The sequence below is a fragment of the Polynucleobacter sp. AP-Ainpum-60-G11 genome (assembly GCF_018688375.1).
GTDB lineage: Bacteria > Pseudomonadota > Gammaproteobacteria > Burkholderiales > Burkholderiaceae > Polynucleobacter.
The window spans coordinates 982,421-999,108 of sequence record NZ_CP061318.1 but is presented as its reverse complement, the minus strand read 5'-3'; the positions used below and the strand labels follow the sequence as shown (position 1 = coordinate 999,108).

Genomic DNA, 16,688 nt, shown 5'->3' with positions numbered 1-16,688 from the left:
ATTGCTGTGTCCATAGGACGAGCCTCACTTAGCGATCAATAAAGCGACGAGGATCATTAATTGGACGTAAAGGCATGATGTGAATTTGCTTCCCATCTAACTCCAGGTGCATTTGACTGCCGATATTCATGTTTAACCTTCTGACTTCGGCTGAGGAGGCTTCCCATTCAATCGAATTTTCACTATCTTGAATGCGTAATTGAATGACGGCTATCTGACCAAGGCTACTCATCTTTTCAACCACGGCCGGAACGCTTGCAGCATTGGGGTTGTTGTGCACACTTAAGCCGCTCTGCGGAATAACCCAGGCAACACGAGCATTAGGCGGAATCTTGCCTTTATCAGCAACGTGAAAGACTTGCTTGCAGCCATCCCAGCTTAGACTGCCGGCATCAAACATGCCGTGGAACATATTGCTGATCCCAACCAATTCAGCGACTCGTGAATTTCTAGGTTTCTGAAATAACACCTGCGGCGCTGCTGTTTGCAAACTAATGCCTTGATCTATGACAGTAATTCGATCGGCCAGAAGATCAGCTTCACGCAAATCATGCGTTACCAAAAGCATGGGAATGTTTAAGTCTGATCTGAGTTCTGCCAATGTTTTGTATAGCCCTTGGCGTGTTGGCGCATCAATTGCTGAAAATGGCTCATCCAGAAGCAGGATTTTGGGTTGCCTGGCCAGCGCTCTAGCAAGTGCTACGCGTTGCTGTTGTCCGCCAGATAGTTGGTTGGGCATGCGTTCTGCCAGATTGGCTATACCCATTCGATCGAGCAAATCCATGCTGATCACTTTACGTTCTGATTTATTGAGTTCAGAATTTTCAAGGGGGATTAATACATTGCCCAAAGCAGTTAAATGTGGAAAGAGTGCGTACTGCTGAAACAAGAACCCACATGAGCGTTCGGCTGGCGTTAGTTGCTGGACTGTGTCACCAACGTCATTAGACTCAAACCAGACCTCACTATTGCATTCAATTTTTCCGCTGGCTGGTTTGTTTAAGCCGGCTATAGTTCTCAGAACTGAAGTCTTCCCACTCCCAGAGGGGCCAACCAAGGCATGCAATTCCCCGGGAGCGCACTCCAAAGTAATCTGTAGTGGGTTAGGAGTTGCTTGAGTGATTTTTACCTTCAGCATCAGCTTTGCCCCCTATGACGACTAGGGTTGCGCCCAAATATCCCGTATGACAGCGCAATGCAGACAAGCGATGTGCCTAAGAGCACGAGTGCGATAGCGCCAGCACCGGATGTATCAAAGCTTTGAACCTTGTCGTAAATGGCAATGGAAGCAGTTTTCGTTTCCCCTGGTATTGCGCCCCCAACCATCAGGACGACACCAAATTCACCAAGGGTATGGGCAAAAGTGAGGGCGGCTGCACCAGTAATGCCCCGCCAGCATAGCGGTAGCTCGATAAGACGGAAGATTTGCCAATTGCTCAAACCACTCACTTGTGCAGCTTCTCTAATTTGTGGATCAATTGCCTCAAATGCTCTCTGGATGGGCTGAATGGCAAATGGGATATTGACAATCAGCGAGGCAAGCAGGATGCCTGCAAATGAAAACACTAAGGGAGTGCCAAAAATACTGGTATTGCTGAATGAAACTAGAAAGTAATAACCCAAAACAGTGGGAGGAAGCACCAAAGGAAGGGCTAGGGCAGCTTCTAGCCAGGGGCGACTTCTATTGAGCTTCACTAGCTTATGGGCGACCCATACTCCAAATGGCAGCATCAGGGCCATGGTCCAAAAAGCGAGTTTTAAGGACAGCAGAATTGCATCAATATCCATTTTTTGATTGTATTGCCTTTGCGGGCTAGGGTATCCCACTATATAAGTCTGCAGGCCTTCGGTGTCCAATATATGCACGTATGCGTATATATAGTTAAAGCCAGTGAATCTTAAAGTCAAAGTTAAAAAAGCCACCAAAGATCTTTCTCCTAAAGAGATGGAGAAAGTCTTCACTCGGGTTGCAGAATATTTCAATGTCCTGTCAGAGCCGGCACGCCTACGCATTATGTATGCGGTGTGTAGCGGTGAAAAGTCTGTTTCTGAGGTTGTTGAGTTATGCGGCTCCAGTCAGGCTAATGTTTCACGTCACCTTACAGCGCTGCATAAGGCAGGAATTTTGCTCAGACGAAAAGAAGGTACGACTGTTTTTTATTCCATCGCAGACAACGCAACTGTCGAGATGTGCCAAACAGTGTGCGCCAAAATTGCTGAGAGTTTGCATTAATTTTTGAAGTATCTATTCATCAAAGTAGAGATCACATGACCAAAAAACAAATTGAGATTAGTGCGCAGGATATTAGCGCTATCGAGAAGCCAGCTAATCAGGCGCGCCTGGTTAAGGCGCCTGAGCACTTTATTTCTCAGGAGCTTATCGCTGACATTAATGCCAACGGCTTAGATGAAAAACGCCGTGGTTTCTTGCGCAAAGGATTCATGTCCGCAATTGGTGGTGCGGCGGCAGGTCTAGTTGCCCCATATGCGATGGCAGCAGGAGAGGGTGATCCTGCGATCCTGGAAAAACAAGAGTGGCAAACAACTCTCGGCAAGAACGTGGCAACCATGCCTTACGGACTTCCCTCTGTATACGAGTCGAACTTAATTCGTCGCGAGTCTCCCGGCCTCACTCGAGTTTCTGCGGCTTCTGTTGCCTTCACTCCATTACAAGGTTTGTTCGGAACCATTACGCCAAACGGCTTGCATTTCGAGCGTCATCACCAGGGTTGGTACAACCTCAACCCTGAGACACATCGTTTGATGGTGAATGGTTTAGTGAAAAACCCACGTGTTTTCACGATGAATGATTTGATGCGCTTGCCATCGGTTTCTCGTACCCACTTCATTGAGTGTGGTGCTAATACTGGTTTGGAGTGGGGCAACGTAGCCGTTCCAACAGTTCAATATACCCACGGGATGCTATCTTGCTGTGAGTTCACTGGTGTGCCGTTAAAGGTATTGCTCGATGAGTGTGGCGCTGATCTGAAGAAGGGTAAATTTTTGCTCGCTGAAGGTGGTGATGGCTCAGGCATGACCCGCACTATCAATCTTGAGAGCTGTCTTAATGACACCATTGTGGCTTGGGCAATGAACGGCGAGATGCTGCGCCCTGAAAATGGCTTCCCATTGCGCCTAGTAGTACCTGGTGTTCAAGGTGTTAGCTGGGTCAAGTGGTTGCGTCGCCTTGAAGTAGGCGATATGCCATGGAATGCAAAAGATGAAGCGGTTCACTATATTGAGCTCATGCCAGACGGCAGCCATCGTCAGTACGCATCGATTCAGGAATGCAAATCTGTGATCACAACACCGTCAGGTGGTCAGCAGTTATTAGACAAAGGCTTCTACAACGTGAGCGGTATGGCCTGGTCAGGCCGAGGAAAAATTACCCGTGTAGATGTTTCATTTGATGGTGGCAATAACTGGCGTACAGCTCGTTTGGAAACACCCGTACTGACAAAGTCAATTACTCGTTTCAATATTGATTGGGTGTGGGATGGTTCGCCAGCCATTATGCAATCAAGAGCAATGGATGACACTGGCTATATTCAACCTTCGATCAAGACTCTGCGCAATGTTCGTGGCACTAGATCGATCTATCACAACAATGCAATTCAATCATGGAAATTGGATTCAAACGGCGAGGTGAGCAATGTTCAAGTTGGATAAATTGAGTCTCCATTTAGGGCTCGCAGCACTCATCATCATCACTGCCCAATCATCTTTTGCACAATCTGGCTCTGCTAAATTTCCTGGTATTGGTCGAGTAGCTACGCCTGCTGAAGTCGCGGCCTGGGATATTGATGTACGTCCAGACTTTAAAGGCTTACCAAAGGGGTCTGGCTCAGTAGAGCAAGGGCAAGTAATTTGGGAGGCAAAGTGTGCCAGCTGCCACGGTACATTTGGTGAATCCAATGAAATCTTTACGCCTATTGCAGGCGGCACGACCAAAGATGATGTGAAGACAGGTCGCGTTGCATCTCTAAAGGATATGAAGCAGCCGCAGAGAACAACCTTAATGAAGGTTCCGACGGTTTCAACATTGTGGGATTACATCTATCGTGCAATGCCCTGGAATGCACCAAGATCACTCACACCCGATGACACATATGCCGTTGTTGCTTTCATCTTGAGCCTTGGGGAGATCGTTCCCGATGATTTTGTTCTAAGCAATACAAATATTGCAGAAGTCAAAATGCCCAATCGCAATGGTATGACTACTAAGCACGGCTTCTGGAATGTGAAAGATAAGCCGGATGTAAATGGCAACGCTTGCATGCATAACTGCGTGCCTTTTGTGCAAATTGGTTCAACATTGCCTGATTTCGCTAGAAATGCGCATGAAAATATTGCAGAACAAAATCGCATGTATGGCCCCTATCGTGGTGCCGACACCACCAAGCCTCCCATTAAGGCATTGCCAGGTACCTCAGGCGCTGGTTTAGCCCATGCAGCTGATACCCATTCATCGGCAGCTAAAGGCCCTGCAGCACTATTCAAGAATGAAAACTGTTCTGCATGCCACGCCCCAAATGCCAAGTTAGTTGGCCCGTCGATCGCGGACATCGCCAAGAAATATGAAGGTCAAAGTGGCGCGGTTGATAAGCTGATGGCCAAAGTAAAGGCTGGCGGTGCAGGTGTGTGGGGATCAATCCCAATGCCCCCACAAGCTCAGCTTTCAGATGAGGATCGCAAGACTTTAGTTGTTTGGGTGCTTTCTGGTGGCAAATAAAATGACTTATTAGCTAGCAAGCGCATTGTTTTCATGCAAAATAGGCAATAAATTGATAGAAGTAAAGATTAATAAAGGAGTTTTTATGAATCAGCAGCGTCGTAGTGTATTGAAGTATTCAGCAGTATTTGGCTTGATGGCTTCTGCAGGTCTCATTAGTACTGCTCAAGCTCAAGAGTGGAATAAAGCAGCCTTTGAAGGTAAAGGTATCGATGATGTGTTTAAGATCATGGGCGCTGGTAGCCCAGAAAAGTCATCTGCAGTTACTTTGAATGCTCCGGATATTGCTGAAAATGGTGCTGTTGTTCCAGTTGGCATCACTACAACATTAAAAGCAGAGCAATTGGCTATCTTGGTTGAGAAAAACCCAAGCTCTTTGGCTGCTCAGTTCTTCATTCCGGCTGGCACTGATTCATTTGTGACAACGCGTATCAAGATGGGCCAAACATCTAATGTGTATGGTTTAGTCAAGGCTGATGGCAAGTGGCTGATGACTGTTAAAGAAGTCAAAGTAACGCTTGGTGGTTGCGGCGGTTAATTCCGAAGCGATTTAATAGACACAATTCACTTATATAGAATAAAAGAGGAACCAAAATGGCTGATCCAATGCGCGTAAGAGCTGCTGAAAACGGCGGTACTGTAGATGTAAAAATTTTGATGAAACATGATATGGAGTCTGGCCAGCGTAAAGACGCTTCTGGCAAAACTATTCCAGCTTGGTTTATCAGCACAATCAATGTAAAAGCGAACGGCAAAGATGTCTTCAATGGTCAGTTTGGCCCCGCAGTTTCTAAAGACCCATTCTTGAACTTTAAGTACAAGGGTGCTAAGGGTGACAAGATTGTTGTAACTTGGAACGATAGCAAGGGTGACAAACGTACTGACGAAGCAACCGCTTCTTAATTGCTTCTTGCTTTAATAGATCTTTACCGCCTCCGTGGTTCTGAAAGGGTAGGAAATGCAGCGTAAATTGACCTTAGGGTTAGCTACTGGTTTAGTAGCAACTTTATTAACAATGACATCTTCGGTGTCAGCACAAAAAAGTGCGACAGACGATATTGCTAAATACCGCGAGATGATCGCCGATGGAAATCCTTCAGAGCTTTACGAGGCGGCAGGTGAAGATTTATGGAAGAAGCCGGCTGGCCCTAAAAACGCCACGCTGGAAAAATGTAATTTAGGTTTAGGCCCTGGCGTAGTGAAAGGTGCTGCGGCACAACTGCCGCGCTACTTTAAAGATACAAATAAAGTTCAGGATCTTGAATCTCGTTTGATGACCTGTATGCAGGTGCTACAAGGTCGTGATCCACTAGAGATGATCGATGCGCCATTCCAAAAGGGCCCTAAGAAGGACATGGAAGCGATTGTTGCTTTCGTTGTAACCCAGTCTAAGGGTGACAAGATTAAGGTAAGCACTGCGCATCCAAAAGAAAAAGAAATGTATGACCTCGGTAAGCGTGCCTTCTTCTACCAGGGTGGTCCAATGGATTTTTCTTGTGCATCCTGCCATGCCGAAACTGGAAAACGAATTCGTTTACAAGATTTGCCGAATATTACGGAGCAAAAGGGCGCTGCTTTAGGTTGGGGTTACTGGCCTGCTTATCGCGTATCCAGTGGTCAGTTTTGGACAATGCAGCAACGTCTAAATGATTGCTTCCGTCAACAGCGTTTCCCATTCCCAATTTATGGCTCAGATGTTACCTTGGCCTTGTCTATGTATATGGCCAAGAACGCTAATGGTGGAACAGTTGAAACGCCTGGCTTAAAGCGTTAATGGATAAGAGATGATGAATATGAAAAAGACACACTTAAAACAGCTCTTAGCTATTTCTGGATTTCTATCCGCGTTTGGCTTGATGCAATCTCCTGCGCTGGCACAGCAAAAGAATGATCCTAAATTTAATAAGATGATTCAGGACAGTTTCCGAGCTGAAGGTATTGCCGGATTGAATCGCATTGATCAAGATGCAACACAGAAGTTCTGCTCTGATCCTCAATTCGCCAATAGCAAGCAGGGCGAAGCGATGCGCGAGAAAATCCAGAAGATCAATATGGACTCGATTCAACAGCCGTCTGATGGCAAGTATATCGGCGACTGGAAGAATGGAGAAAAAATTGCACAAAGTGGACGAGGTGCTACTTGGACAGATAAAGCAGATACCCCAATTGGTGGTGGCTGCTACAACTGCCACCAAATCGATCCTAAAGAAATTTCCTATGGAAATATCGGCCCATCATTGACGGGTTATGGAAAATTACGCGGCTATTCCAAGGAAGTTGTGACTTATACCTGGAATCGCATTAATAATTCGAAGGCGTACAACGCTTGCAGCAATATGCCTCGTTTTGCCCATTTTAAATTATTAAACGAGCAACAAATTCAGGATGTCATGGCCTTATTGCTTGACCCAGAATCACCTGTAAACAAATAACACATCTAAACAGGCCGAAAGGCCTGTTTTCTTAAGGAAACACTATGTCTTTAAATCGTCGCGAGTTTTTGCAAGCTTTGGCTATCGCTTCCGCAGGCGGTATGAGTTTGCAATCCAATTTTGCTAGCGCTCAAACTACTGCACAAAAATTTTATGATTTGCCGAAGTTTGGTAATGTGCATTTTCTGCATTTCACAGACTGTCATGCCCAGCTTCTGCCAATCTATTTCCGAGAGCCCAATGTCAACCTCGGTATTGGAAACCAAGAAGGGAAAACACCTCACTTAGTCGGTGAATATTTCTTGAAGGCCAACGGTATTAAGCCAGGTACTCGTGATGCCCATGCTTTTACCTATCTTGATTACGTAGCGGCAGCCCAAAACTATGGAAAAGTTGGTGGCTTTGCACATATGGCAACGCTGATTAAGCAAATGAAGGCAAGTCGCCCAGGCGCTTTGCTATTGGATGGCGGTGACACTTGGCAAGGTTCCGGTACCTCGCTTTGGACCAATGGTCAGGATATGGTTGATGCGGCCTTGCTCTTGGGTGTTGATGTTATGACTCCACACTGGGAAATGACTTTAGGTGAAAAGCGCGTTATGGAAATCGTCAATGGCGATTTCAAGGGCAAAGTTTCTTTTGTTGCTCAGAATATTAAGACTGCTGACTTTGGTGACTCCGTCTTTAACCCCTACGTAATGAAGGTGCAGAATGGCATCCAAGTTGCCGTGATTGGCCAAGCCTTCCCATACACACCAATTGCGAATCCACGTTATTTCACGCCTGATTGGACATTCGGCATCCAAGAAGAAAATCTACAAAAGACCATCAATGAAGTAAAGGCCAAAGGTGCAAAAGTAGTTGTACTACTATCCCATAACGGTATGGACGTCGATCTGAAGATGGCCTCCCGCGTTACCGGCTTAGATGCGATTATGGGTGGCCATACGCATGATGGCGTACCAATTCCAGTGAAGGTCAAGAATTCGGGCGGCGTAACTTTGGTTACTAATGCTGGTTCGAATACCAAGTTCTTAGGCGTATTGGATTTTGATGTCAAGGGCGGTAAAGCGGTTGATTTCCGTTACAAGCTCTTCCCGATCTTCTCCAATATGATTCCTGCAGATCCTGCGATGAATAAATTGATCGCGAAGGTTCGGGCTCCGTATGAGGCTAAATTGAATGAAAAATTGGCTACTACCGAAGGCCTCTTGTATCGTCGCGGTAATTTCAATGGTAGCTTTGACCAGTTAATCTTAGGTGGTCTCATGGCGCAGAAGAATGCAGAGATTGCATTCTCACCAGGTTTCCGCTGGGGTACTAGCTTATTGCCAGGACAGCCAATTACTCGTGAAAATCTCCTTGATCAAACGGCAATTACTTATCCATACACGACAGTGACAAACATGAGTGGTGAAACCATCAAGACCATTCTGGAAGACGTTGCCGACAATCTCTTTAATCCAGATCCGTATTATCAGCAGGGTGGTGATATGGTGCGTGTGGGTGGTCTGCAATATACGATTGACCCAGCTGAAAGTGCCGGCAAGCGCATTACCGATATGCGTCTAAACGGTAAGGCAATTGATCCAAACAAAACCTACAAAGTGGCAGGCTGGGCTCCGGTTAGCGAAGAGGCTAGGAATTTAGGTGGCGAGCCAATCTGGGATGTGATTGAGCGCCATTTACGTGATGTGAAGGTAGTTAAGGCTGTCAAGCTTAATGAGCCCATCATTAAGGGTGTAAAAAATAATCCCGGCATGGTTTCACTCTAACTTTTTTAATTCGAGATAAATAATGAAAAAATTACTTCAATGTCTTGCAATTTCTTTTGCTCTTTTTGGTCTGAGCGCCTATGCTGCCGGGCCGACTGAAGTGGTTTATCACATTGATGATGCTGAGTCTCAAGGGATTAAAGGCTTGCGTAACATTCGCAATCATTTAGATGTATCTCCGCAAACAAAAATTATTGTGGTGACTCATGCGAATGGCGTAGACATCATGATGGAAGGCGCCAAGGATAAGAAGAATGGAATTGAATATGCTCCCCTAGTAGGCGCATTGAAATCCCGCGGTGTTCGTTTTGAGGTCTGTGAGATTACTTTGAAGAATCGCAATCTGAAGAAAGATCAATTTATTCTTGATACTGATTTCACGCCATCTGGAGTTGTTCGAGTAGCTGACCTTCAATATCAAAACCATTTCGCTTACATAAAGCCATAATTTTTAGCTGTGACGGCCTTTCATATGCGATCGCTTCTTCTTGGCGCGTTCTCGATTTTCTTATCTATATCTTCGGTTTATGCCTCGGATGATTTAATTCTTAAGCCTATCCAGGTAGCGCCACATACTTATTTCGTGCAGGGTTTCGCCGAGATGGGTAGCAGCAAGAATCAAAACTTCATTTCAAATTCTGGTTTTGTCATCACCCCAAAAGGGGTAGTGGTAGTGGATGCCCTGGGTTCCCCTGTTCTCGCAAAGAAACTCATTGCTGAGATTAAAAAGATTACGCCTCAGAAGATAGTTGCCCTCATTGTGACGCACTACCATGCTGACCATGTTTACGGTCTTCAAGAGTTTAAGAAAATTGGTGCAACAATTTATGCCCAAGGGGAGGGTAGGAATTACATTTCCTCTGAGACAGCTAAACAACGGCTCATTGCTTCTCGAATTGATTTTGCTCCTTGGGTCAATGCTTCAACCAAGCTGTTGGGGGCTGATGTATGGGTAGATCAATCTTATAAGCTCATCATTGGCGGCGTTGAATTTCAGATTGGTAGAGTGGGTCCTGCCCATGCGCCTGAAGACCTCATTATTTATGTTCCCTCGGAGAAGGTCCTTTTTGCAGGGGATCTGGTATTCCGTGGACGCATCCCTTTTGTTGGAAATGCCGATAGCAAGGGTTGGTTGCAAGCCTTGGGTGAAATTGAGGCCCTTAAGCCTGGCATCGTGATTCCTGGCCATGGCGCCCAATCTATCAATCCTGCTGAAGACATTCGATTTACCAGGGAATATCTGAAGTATTTACGAGAATCCATGACTAAATCAGCCGTGAATATGGATCCTTTTGACGAGGCCTATCAGCAAGCAGATTGGTCTGAATACGAAGGAATGCCCTTATTTAGGGCTGCCAATCGCATGAATGCCTATAACGTCTATCTGTCAATTCAGTCGGAATAGTACAAATTTGCCATCTGGGCTTTAAAATAGTCGTTTACTTCGCTAAATGACTGATTTCAAATGAAATTACTATTAATTAAGCTTGGCTTTACCGTTTCTGCTGTGCTCGGACTACATTTATCCGCATACGCTACGCCAGATCTAGCCAATGGAAAAAAAATTGATGAGCAGAAATGCTATGCGTGTCATGCCAAGAAATCCGGTTTTGGTAATGGCGATATGATCTACACCCGTAGCGATAGCAAGGTTAAGAACCTTCAAAATTTAAAGTCGATGGTCGCTAGGTGCAATACAGAGCTGCGTCTTGATCTTTTTCCTGAGGATGAGGCGGATGTGACCGCTTTTCTCAATAAACAGTTTTATAAATTTAAATAATTTCAGTAAAGAATTTTGATTATGGATGCGGTAGATATTTCCTCGCTTAGCAAAACAGTTTTAGCTGCTACTTTTGCAATCACCTTTTTGCTGGGTGCTGTCATGCAAAAAACAGGTTTTTGTAGCATGGGCGCTGTTTCCGATATTTTTATTATGTCTAGTTGGGGTCGTTTGAAGCAATGGTTCCTCGCCATTGGCGTTGCTATTGTTGGCTTTGCCTTCATGTCTTACTTGGGAGTAATTGACCCATTGAAGAGTATGTACACCGGAACTAAGTTCTTGTGGCTATCGAGCATAGTAGGCAGCACCTTATTTGGTATTGGTATGGTGCTTGCTTCTGGCTGTGGAAGTAAAACCTTAGTTCGTATTGGTGGTGGCAATTTAAAGTCCATCATCGTGTTTATGGTTTTGGGACTTTCTGCTTACATGACCATGCGGGGTTTCTTGGGCGTAATTCGTATCAATACTTTGGACTCTGTATTTATTGCGCTGAATACACCACAGGATTTGCCCAGCATTCTGAGTCCAATTACGGGTATTGCCCGCAATAACTTACACCTCGCTCTGGGATTAATTGTTGGCTTTGCTTTTATTGCCTATGCATTGGCAAGCAAGGCCTTTTGGACGGCAGAGAATCTATTTGCCGGCATCTTTGTTGGCCTCGCTATTTGTACTATTTGGTGGGTGTCAGGCAGCTTGGGTTATGTTGCCGAAGATCCAAACACTTTGGAGGAAGTCTTTTTGGTTACCAATTCTGGTCGCATGGAGAGTCTATCGTTTGTTGCTCCTTATGCTTACTCCTTAGATTGGCTCATGATGTATAGCGATACCTCAAAAATTATCACTGTTGGCATTGCTGCTGTTGTTGGGATGATTTCAGGATCTGCCTGTGTTGCTCTGCTGACCAAGTCTTTCCGCTGGGAGAGTTTTCGCAACACTGAAGATACAGCCAATCATTTAGTTGGTGCCACTTTGATGGGTTTCGGTGGCGTGACTGCGCTCGGCTGTACAGTTGGCCAAGGTTTAAGCGGAATCTCAACTTTGGCAATCGGCTCCTTATTGGCTTTGCCAGGATTCATTTTTGGTGCGTATTTGGCTCTTCGTTATTTAGAGTCACGTAATGCACCTAATCCCTGCAGTTAAATTTTTTAATTAGATTAATCATATGCAAATAGATTGGCTGGCCTTCACACCTGGACCTGCATTTCTCGGGGGAATGCTCTTGGGCATAGCGGCAGCTTTGTATGTCATTTTGCATGGTCGTATTCTCGGTATTAGCGGAATTATTTCAGGTTTATTAAGCCCTAAATTAGGTGATGTGAGCTGGCGCCTTAGCCTTTTATTGGGTTTGCTCAGCGCACCATTTTTGGCGAGTCTGTTTTTTGATTTGCATACTACGACAGTCATTGATGCAGATTGGATTGCCATCATTGTTGCCGGTCTATTGGTAGGCTTTGGTGCCCACTATGGTTCCGGCTGTACAAGCGGTCACGGTGTTTGTGGTCTATCGCGCCTATCGCCAAGATCTTTAGTTGCTACCGTCTCTTTTATGAGTGCTGGATTTTTAATCGTGTTTGTCATTCGTCATGTATTGGGTCTATAAATCATGAGAAGACATTTTAATTTTTACAGCCAGTATTTGATTGGCGTTTTATTCGGAATTGGTCTGATTATTTCTGGGATGAGCAATCCCCAAAATATTCTGAATTTTCTTGATCTTGCTGGTAACTGGGACCCATCCTTAATGTTTGTGATGCTAGGGGCCATTCTGGTTGGCTTGGGTGGGTTTTATTTGGTCTCTAAACGTACCGAAGCATTTTTTGGTGGGGCATTACACATCCCAACCCGAAGAGACATCTCTAAACCCCTCGTGATTGGCAGTTTGATTTTTGGGGCTGGATGGGGCATCGCTGGTTTTTGCCCTGGTCCTGCGATTGTTGCTCTTGGCGCTGGCCATCTAAAGGCCTTGGTCTTCATACTGTCTATGCTTATCGGCATGGCGTTCTGCAATCGCTTCTTTACGGGCCACAAAAAGTAAGCCTGCTTTAGAATCTAAGCTATTAGCTTTTAAATACTTTTACTTTTTTTGAGATTTTGATGAGCCTTCCTATCGCCTGCCATACCGATCAGTTCGGTACCCTGGGTCAAATTGATCCAAGCCACTTAGCCGAAATTGTTAAACAAGGTTATAAAAGCATAATCAATAACCGCCCAGATTTTGAAGGTGGTCCAGACCAACCTACTAATGCACAGATTCAGGCGCAAGCTGAAGTGCTGGGTTTGAACTATGCCTTCTTGCCAGTGATCCCAGGTGCATTCACTCAGGATCAAGTTGTTGAGATGGCGCGTTTACTAAAAACAATGCCTGGTCCAATTCTGGCTTTTTGTCGTTCTGGTGCGCGCTCTACCAATTTGTATCAAATGGCTTTGCAAGTTTGCTAATACCTTAATTCACAACGCATGCGTATTGAAATCCCCGAGGAGAAAAAGTTTGTTCATCAGATGAACATGCCGATTCGTTGGGGAGATATGGATGCATTTGGTCATGTCAATAACACCGTGTACTTTCGTTACATGGAGCAGGCTAGGGTGGAGTGGATTACCTCTCTTGGTTATAGCGTTGCTCCTGGCGATGAATCGATGTTGATGATGAATGGCTTTTGCAATTTTTATCAACAGCTTTCCTATCCAGGTGAATTGGTTCTTAAAACCTATATCGGCAATATTGGACGTTCAAGCTTGGATGTCTACACCACCATGGCTTTGACTACTGAGCCCGATACGATGGCGGCAGTCGGAGGCGCAACCATGGTTTGGGTTGAGTTGAAGACTGGAAAATCTGCGCCTTGGCCTGATCATGTGATCAATAAGCTGCGCTAGGATATTGTTTGCAAGCTAGCAATCCCCATATTTTTAGTATTGAAAAATTAGCCTCATCGATGGCAGAGTTTGACGCGATTATTGATGTTCGGTCGCCGGCGGAGTTTGCCTTGGATCATATTCCTGGCGCCATCAATCTCCCAGTCTTAAATAATGAAGAGCGCATTGAGATTGGCACTTTGTATAAGCAGGTCTCGCCGTTTGCTGCAAAGAAACTGGGAGCAGCTTATGTCTCACGCAATATTGCCAATCACTTAGAAAGTTCTCTAATTAATTTTCCAAGGGAATGGCGTCCCTTAATCTACTGTTGGCGAGGTGGTGAACGCAGTGGTGCCTTTACCCACATTCTTAATCGCGTTGGTTGGAAAGCCATGCAGCTACAAAGCGGCTATCAAGGATTTCGTCGTGTTGTGATTGATGGTCTCGATCAAGCTGCCAAAGATTTTTCTTTTCAGGTGATTGCCGGCATGACCGGGAGCGGTAAGACCCGCATTCTTCAGGAAATTGGCGCATTAGGTCAGCAGATTCTGGACCTTGAGGGCTTAGCGATTCATCGCGGCTCAGTATTGGGCAATGAGCCGAATACTGAGCAACCCTCTCAAAAAGGCTTTGAGACTAATCTATGGAATGCATTGAATCAATTGGATCCCAATAAGATTGTTTTTGTTGAGTCTGAGAGTAAGAAGGTGGGCGGCTTACATATTCCCGACCCTCTGATGGAGCGAATTCGCGAAGGTCAATGCATTGAACTGCGCTCCAGTACGGCTACACGGGTTTCTTGGTTGCTGCGCGAGTATCGTCACTTTTTAGCTAACCCAGAAAGCTTTAAGCAAAAGCTGGGTTTATTAACTTCGCGCTATGGCAAAGTCCAGATTAGAAAGTGGCATGAGGCGATTGATGCAGGTGATTTTGAAAGCTTGGTCGAGGAGTTGCTAGTGATGCATTACGACCCATCCTACCAATCCTCAATCGTGCGCAATTTTCCAAGCTATCGTGAAGATCATTTTGTAGAGCTTGAGAATGACAGTGATGAAGCCTTTGCTAAAACAGCAAGAGACCTCATCGCAAAACTCAGTCTTTAACTGAAGGCCTGAATTCCAGTTTGTGCACGACCTAAGATGAGAGCGTGAATATCATGCGTTCCTTCATAGGTATTGACGACTTCCAAATTGAGCATATGACGTATTACGCCATATTCATCTGAGATGCCGTTCCCACCATGCATATCTCTTGCCAGGCGCGCTACATCCAAAGACTTACCGCAAGAGTTGCGCTTCATCATGGAGGTAATTTCTGGGGCAGCAATGCCTTCATCTTTCATTCGGCCTAAACGCAGGCAGCCTTGAAGGGCTAGCGTGATCTCGGTTTGCATATCAGCTAATTTCTTTTGAATGAGTTGATTCGCCGCGAGAGGGCGATCGAACTGTTTACGATCCATGGTGTATTGACGTGCTGCGTACCAACACCACTCAGCTGCGCCAAGCGTGCCCCAGGCTATGCCGTAGCGAGCTGAGTTCAAGCAAGTAAACGGACCCTTGAGTCCAGTAATTTCCGGGAATTCATTTTCAGCCGGGACAAAGACCTCATCCATCACGATTTCACCAGTGATGGAGGCGCGTAGACCCATCTTGCCGCTGATCTTCGGGGCTGACAGACCCTTCATACCTTTTTCAAGGATGAAGCCTCTAATCAAGCCTTCATCATTTTTAGCCCACACAACAAATACATCTGCAATTGGAGAATTGGAGATCCACATCTTAGAGCCAGTTAATGAAAAACCACCAGGAACCTTCTTAGCTCTGGTGATCATGCCGCCAGCATCTGAACCAAAGTTAGGTTCAGTAAGCCCGAAGCAACCAATCCATTCACCGGTTGCTAGCTTTGGGAGGTATTTCTGTTTTTGGGCTTCACTACCAAATTCATTGATAGGCACCATGACTAAAGACGACTGCACACTCATCATGGAGCGATAACCAGAATCTACCCGTTCAATTTCACGGGCAATTAATCCGTAAGAAACGTAATTTAGATTTGCGCCACCGTATTGCTCTGGAATAGTGATGCCTAAGAGGCCGAGCTCACCCATTTCCCGAAAGATGACTGGATCAGTAGTTTCATTGCGAAACGCATCATGAATGCGCGGCATTAGGCGCCCCTGAGCGTATTCAGCTGCAGCATCACGCACCATGCGTTCATCTTCGGTCAGTTGCGTATCAAGGAGTAGGGGGTCTGCCCAGTTGAAGCTAGCTTTGCTCATGGTTCTTAGTCGTCCTGTCTAGGTTTTTAATGTGCACTCTGTGAATTTCCAGGAATGCAGATATTCTCTTTCTATTATCCATTTTTCTCGACTTATGGACGCACCTAGACGTCACCATCGCTATTACGACCTGATATTGACTGCCTTTGTCGTAGTGCTCTTGTGCTCCAACTTTATTGGCGCTGGTAAGGCTGCTACTTTGGATTTGCCTTATTTTGGCCAAGTGACCTTTGGTGCCGGCATCCTCTTTTTTCCGATTGCGTATTTCTTTGGCGATATTTTGACCGAGGTCTATGGTTATGCCTATGACCGACGTGCGGTTTGGGCAGGTTTTATGGCTCTGGCTTTTGCCGCGATCATGGCTCAAGCCGTAATTGCCCTACCGGTTGCTTCCGGGTCTTATATGGCCAATTATCAGCAGGGAATGGAAACCGTATTTGGCAACTCCTGGCGCGTGGCCCTTGCTTCCATGATCGCTTTTTGGTGCGGTAGTTTTGTAAATAGCTATACCTTAGCCAAAATGAAGATTTTGACCCAAGGACGCTTTCTTTGGATGCGCACAATAGGCTCTACAGCGTGCGGTGAATTGGTCGACTCATCCTTGTTCTATATGCTGGCTTTTTACGGCCTCTGGCCACTTAATGAGGTTCTGGCTGTAGCTGCCGCTCAATACGTCTTGAAGACCGCCTGGGAGGTTCTGGCTACCCCATTGACCTATTGGGTGGTGGGTTTCCTGAAGCGCAAGGAAAACCAGGATCACTTTGACGTCCATACCGATTTCACACCATTTAAGCTCAAAGTCTAATTTAGGACTTTTTTGCACGCTAGCCGT

At 45.6% G+C, this 16,688-nt stretch carries 21 protein-coding genes; 18 read left to right on the top strand and 3 right to left on the bottom strand.

The annotated features are described in order from the left end of the window. Positions 1-28: 28 nt before the first annotated feature. On the bottom strand, positions 29-1,138 hold the full coding sequence (locus tag FD971_RS05195) for an ABC transporter ATP-binding protein (protein WP_215333227.1): 1,110 nt from the start codon (positions 1,136-1,138) through the stop codon (positions 29-31). Then, positions 1,138-1,788: a molybdate ABC transporter permease subunit gene (modB, locus tag FD971_RS05190; RefSeq protein ID WP_215333226.1), complete on the bottom strand. Its 651-nt coding sequence runs from the start codon at positions 1,786-1,788 to the stop codon at positions 1,138-1,140. Before modB ends, FD971_RS05195 begins: the two co-directional genes overlap by 1 nt. Before the next feature lie 103 nt (positions 1,789-1,891). On the opposite strand from modB, the gene FD971_RS05185 reads away from it, so the two are divergent. From FD971_RS05185 to mnmH, 17 genes are all read left to right on the top strand, one after another. Continuing rightward, complete coding sequence (locus FD971_RS05185) at positions 1,892-2,233, top strand: metalloregulator ArsR/SmtB family transcription factor (RefSeq protein WP_215333225.1); 342 nt, start codon at positions 1,892-1,894, stop codon at positions 2,231-2,233. Positions 2,234-2,313: 80 nt separating this feature from the next. Further along, positions 2,314-3,669 carry a sulfite dehydrogenase gene (gene soxC, locus FD971_RS05180; protein ID WP_371743073.1) on the top strand — a complete coding sequence of 452 codons (1,356 nt, stop codon included), beginning with the start codon at positions 2,314-2,316 and terminating at the stop codon, positions 3,667-3,669. Continuing rightward, the gene (locus FD971_RS05175; RefSeq protein WP_215333223.1) at positions 3,653-4,732 is read left to right on the top strand and encodes a c-type cytochrome; all 1,080 of its coding nucleotides are present in this window, start codon (positions 3,653-3,655) and stop codon (positions 4,730-4,732) included. Before soxC ends, FD971_RS05175 begins: the two co-directional genes overlap by 17 nt. 85 nt (positions 4,733-4,817) lie before the next feature. Further along, positions 4,818-5,270, top strand: a complete 453-nt coding sequence (gene soxY / locus FD971_RS05170) for a thiosulfate oxidation carrier protein SoxY (protein ID WP_215333222.1) — start codon at positions 4,818-4,820, stop codon at positions 5,268-5,270. 56 nt (positions 5,271-5,326) lie between these two features. Then, the gene (gene soxZ, locus FD971_RS05165; RefSeq protein ID WP_015421154.1) at positions 5,327-5,635 is read left to right on the top strand and encodes a thiosulfate oxidation carrier complex protein SoxZ; all 309 of its coding nucleotides are present in this window, start codon (positions 5,327-5,329) and stop codon (positions 5,633-5,635) included. 55 nt (positions 5,636-5,690) lie between these two features. Beyond that, on the top strand, positions 5,691-6,506 hold the full coding sequence (gene soxA / locus FD971_RS05160) for a sulfur oxidation c-type cytochrome SoxA (protein WP_215333221.1): 816 nt from the start codon (positions 5,691-5,693) through the stop codon (positions 6,504-6,506). A 19-nt stretch (positions 6,507-6,525) separates the two neighbouring features. Further along, positions 6,526-7,164 carry a sulfur oxidation c-type cytochrome SoxX gene (soxX, locus tag FD971_RS05155; RefSeq protein ID WP_215335226.1) on the top strand — a complete coding sequence of 213 codons (639 nt, stop codon included), beginning with the start codon at positions 6,526-6,528 and terminating at the stop codon, positions 7,162-7,164. A 44-nt stretch (positions 7,165-7,208) separates the two neighbouring features. Beyond that, entirely contained in the window at positions 7,209-8,939 is a 1,731-nt protein-coding gene (gene soxB, locus FD971_RS05150; protein WP_215333220.1) for a thiosulfohydrolase SoxB, read from the top strand. Positions 8,940-8,961: 22 nt separating this feature from the next. After that, positions 8,962-9,387: a DsrE family protein gene (locus FD971_RS05145; RefSeq protein WP_215333219.1), complete on the top strand. Its 426-nt coding sequence runs from the start codon at positions 8,962-8,964 to the stop codon at positions 9,385-9,387. Between the two features lie 24 nt (positions 9,388-9,411). After that, entirely contained in the window at positions 9,412-10,344 is a 933-nt protein-coding gene (locus FD971_RS05140; protein ID WP_215333218.1) for an MBL fold metallo-hydrolase, read from the top strand. Positions 10,345-10,404: 60 nt separating this feature from the next. After that, on the top strand, positions 10,405-10,719 hold the full coding sequence (locus FD971_RS05135; RefSeq protein WP_251368581.1) for a hypothetical protein: 315 nt from the start codon (positions 10,405-10,407) through the stop codon (positions 10,717-10,719). Positions 10,720-10,740: 21 nt separating this feature from the next. Continuing rightward, positions 10,741-11,862, top strand: a complete 1,122-nt coding sequence (locus FD971_RS05130) for a YeeE/YedE family protein (protein ID WP_215333217.1) — start codon at positions 10,741-10,743, stop codon at positions 11,860-11,862. A 22-nt stretch (positions 11,863-11,884) separates the two neighbouring features. Then, positions 11,885-12,322, top strand: a complete 438-nt coding sequence (locus FD971_RS05125; RefSeq protein WP_215333216.1) for a YeeE/YedE family protein — start codon at positions 11,885-11,887, stop codon at positions 12,320-12,322. A gap of 36 nt (positions 12,323-12,358) precedes the next feature. Then, positions 12,359-12,757, top strand: coding sequence for a DUF6691 family protein (locus FD971_RS05120; protein ID WP_371743013.1), 399 nt, complete (start codon positions 12,359-12,361; stop codon positions 12,755-12,757). 59 nt (positions 12,758-12,816) lie between these two features. After that, the gene (locus FD971_RS05115) at positions 12,817-13,161 is read left to right on the top strand and encodes a TIGR01244 family sulfur transferase (protein WP_215333214.1); all 345 of its coding nucleotides are present in this window, start codon (positions 12,817-12,819) and stop codon (positions 13,159-13,161) included. A gap of 18 nt (positions 13,162-13,179) precedes the next feature. Continuing rightward, positions 13,180-13,599, top strand: coding sequence for a thioesterase family protein (locus FD971_RS05110; protein WP_215333213.1), 420 nt, complete (start codon positions 13,180-13,182; stop codon positions 13,597-13,599). Positions 13,600-13,607: 8 nt separating this feature from the next. Further along, the gene (gene mnmH / locus FD971_RS05105; RefSeq protein WP_215333212.1) at positions 13,608-14,681 is read left to right on the top strand and encodes a tRNA 2-selenouridine(34) synthase MnmH; all 1,074 of its coding nucleotides are present in this window, start codon (positions 13,608-13,610) and stop codon (positions 14,679-14,681) included. Here the strand turns inward: mnmH and FD971_RS05100 are convergent. Further along, positions 14,678-15,856, bottom strand: a complete 1,179-nt coding sequence (locus FD971_RS05100; RefSeq protein ID WP_215333211.1) for an acyl-CoA dehydrogenase — start codon at positions 15,854-15,856, stop codon at positions 14,678-14,680. The genes mnmH and FD971_RS05100 overlap by 4 nt on opposite strands. Positions 15,857-15,950: 94 nt before the next feature. On the opposite strand from FD971_RS05100, the gene FD971_RS05095 reads away from it, so the two are divergent. Further along, positions 15,951-16,661, top strand: a complete 711-nt coding sequence (locus FD971_RS05095; RefSeq protein ID WP_215333210.1) for a queuosine precursor transporter — start codon at positions 15,951-15,953, stop codon at positions 16,659-16,661. Positions 16,662-16,688: the final 27 nt, after the last annotated feature.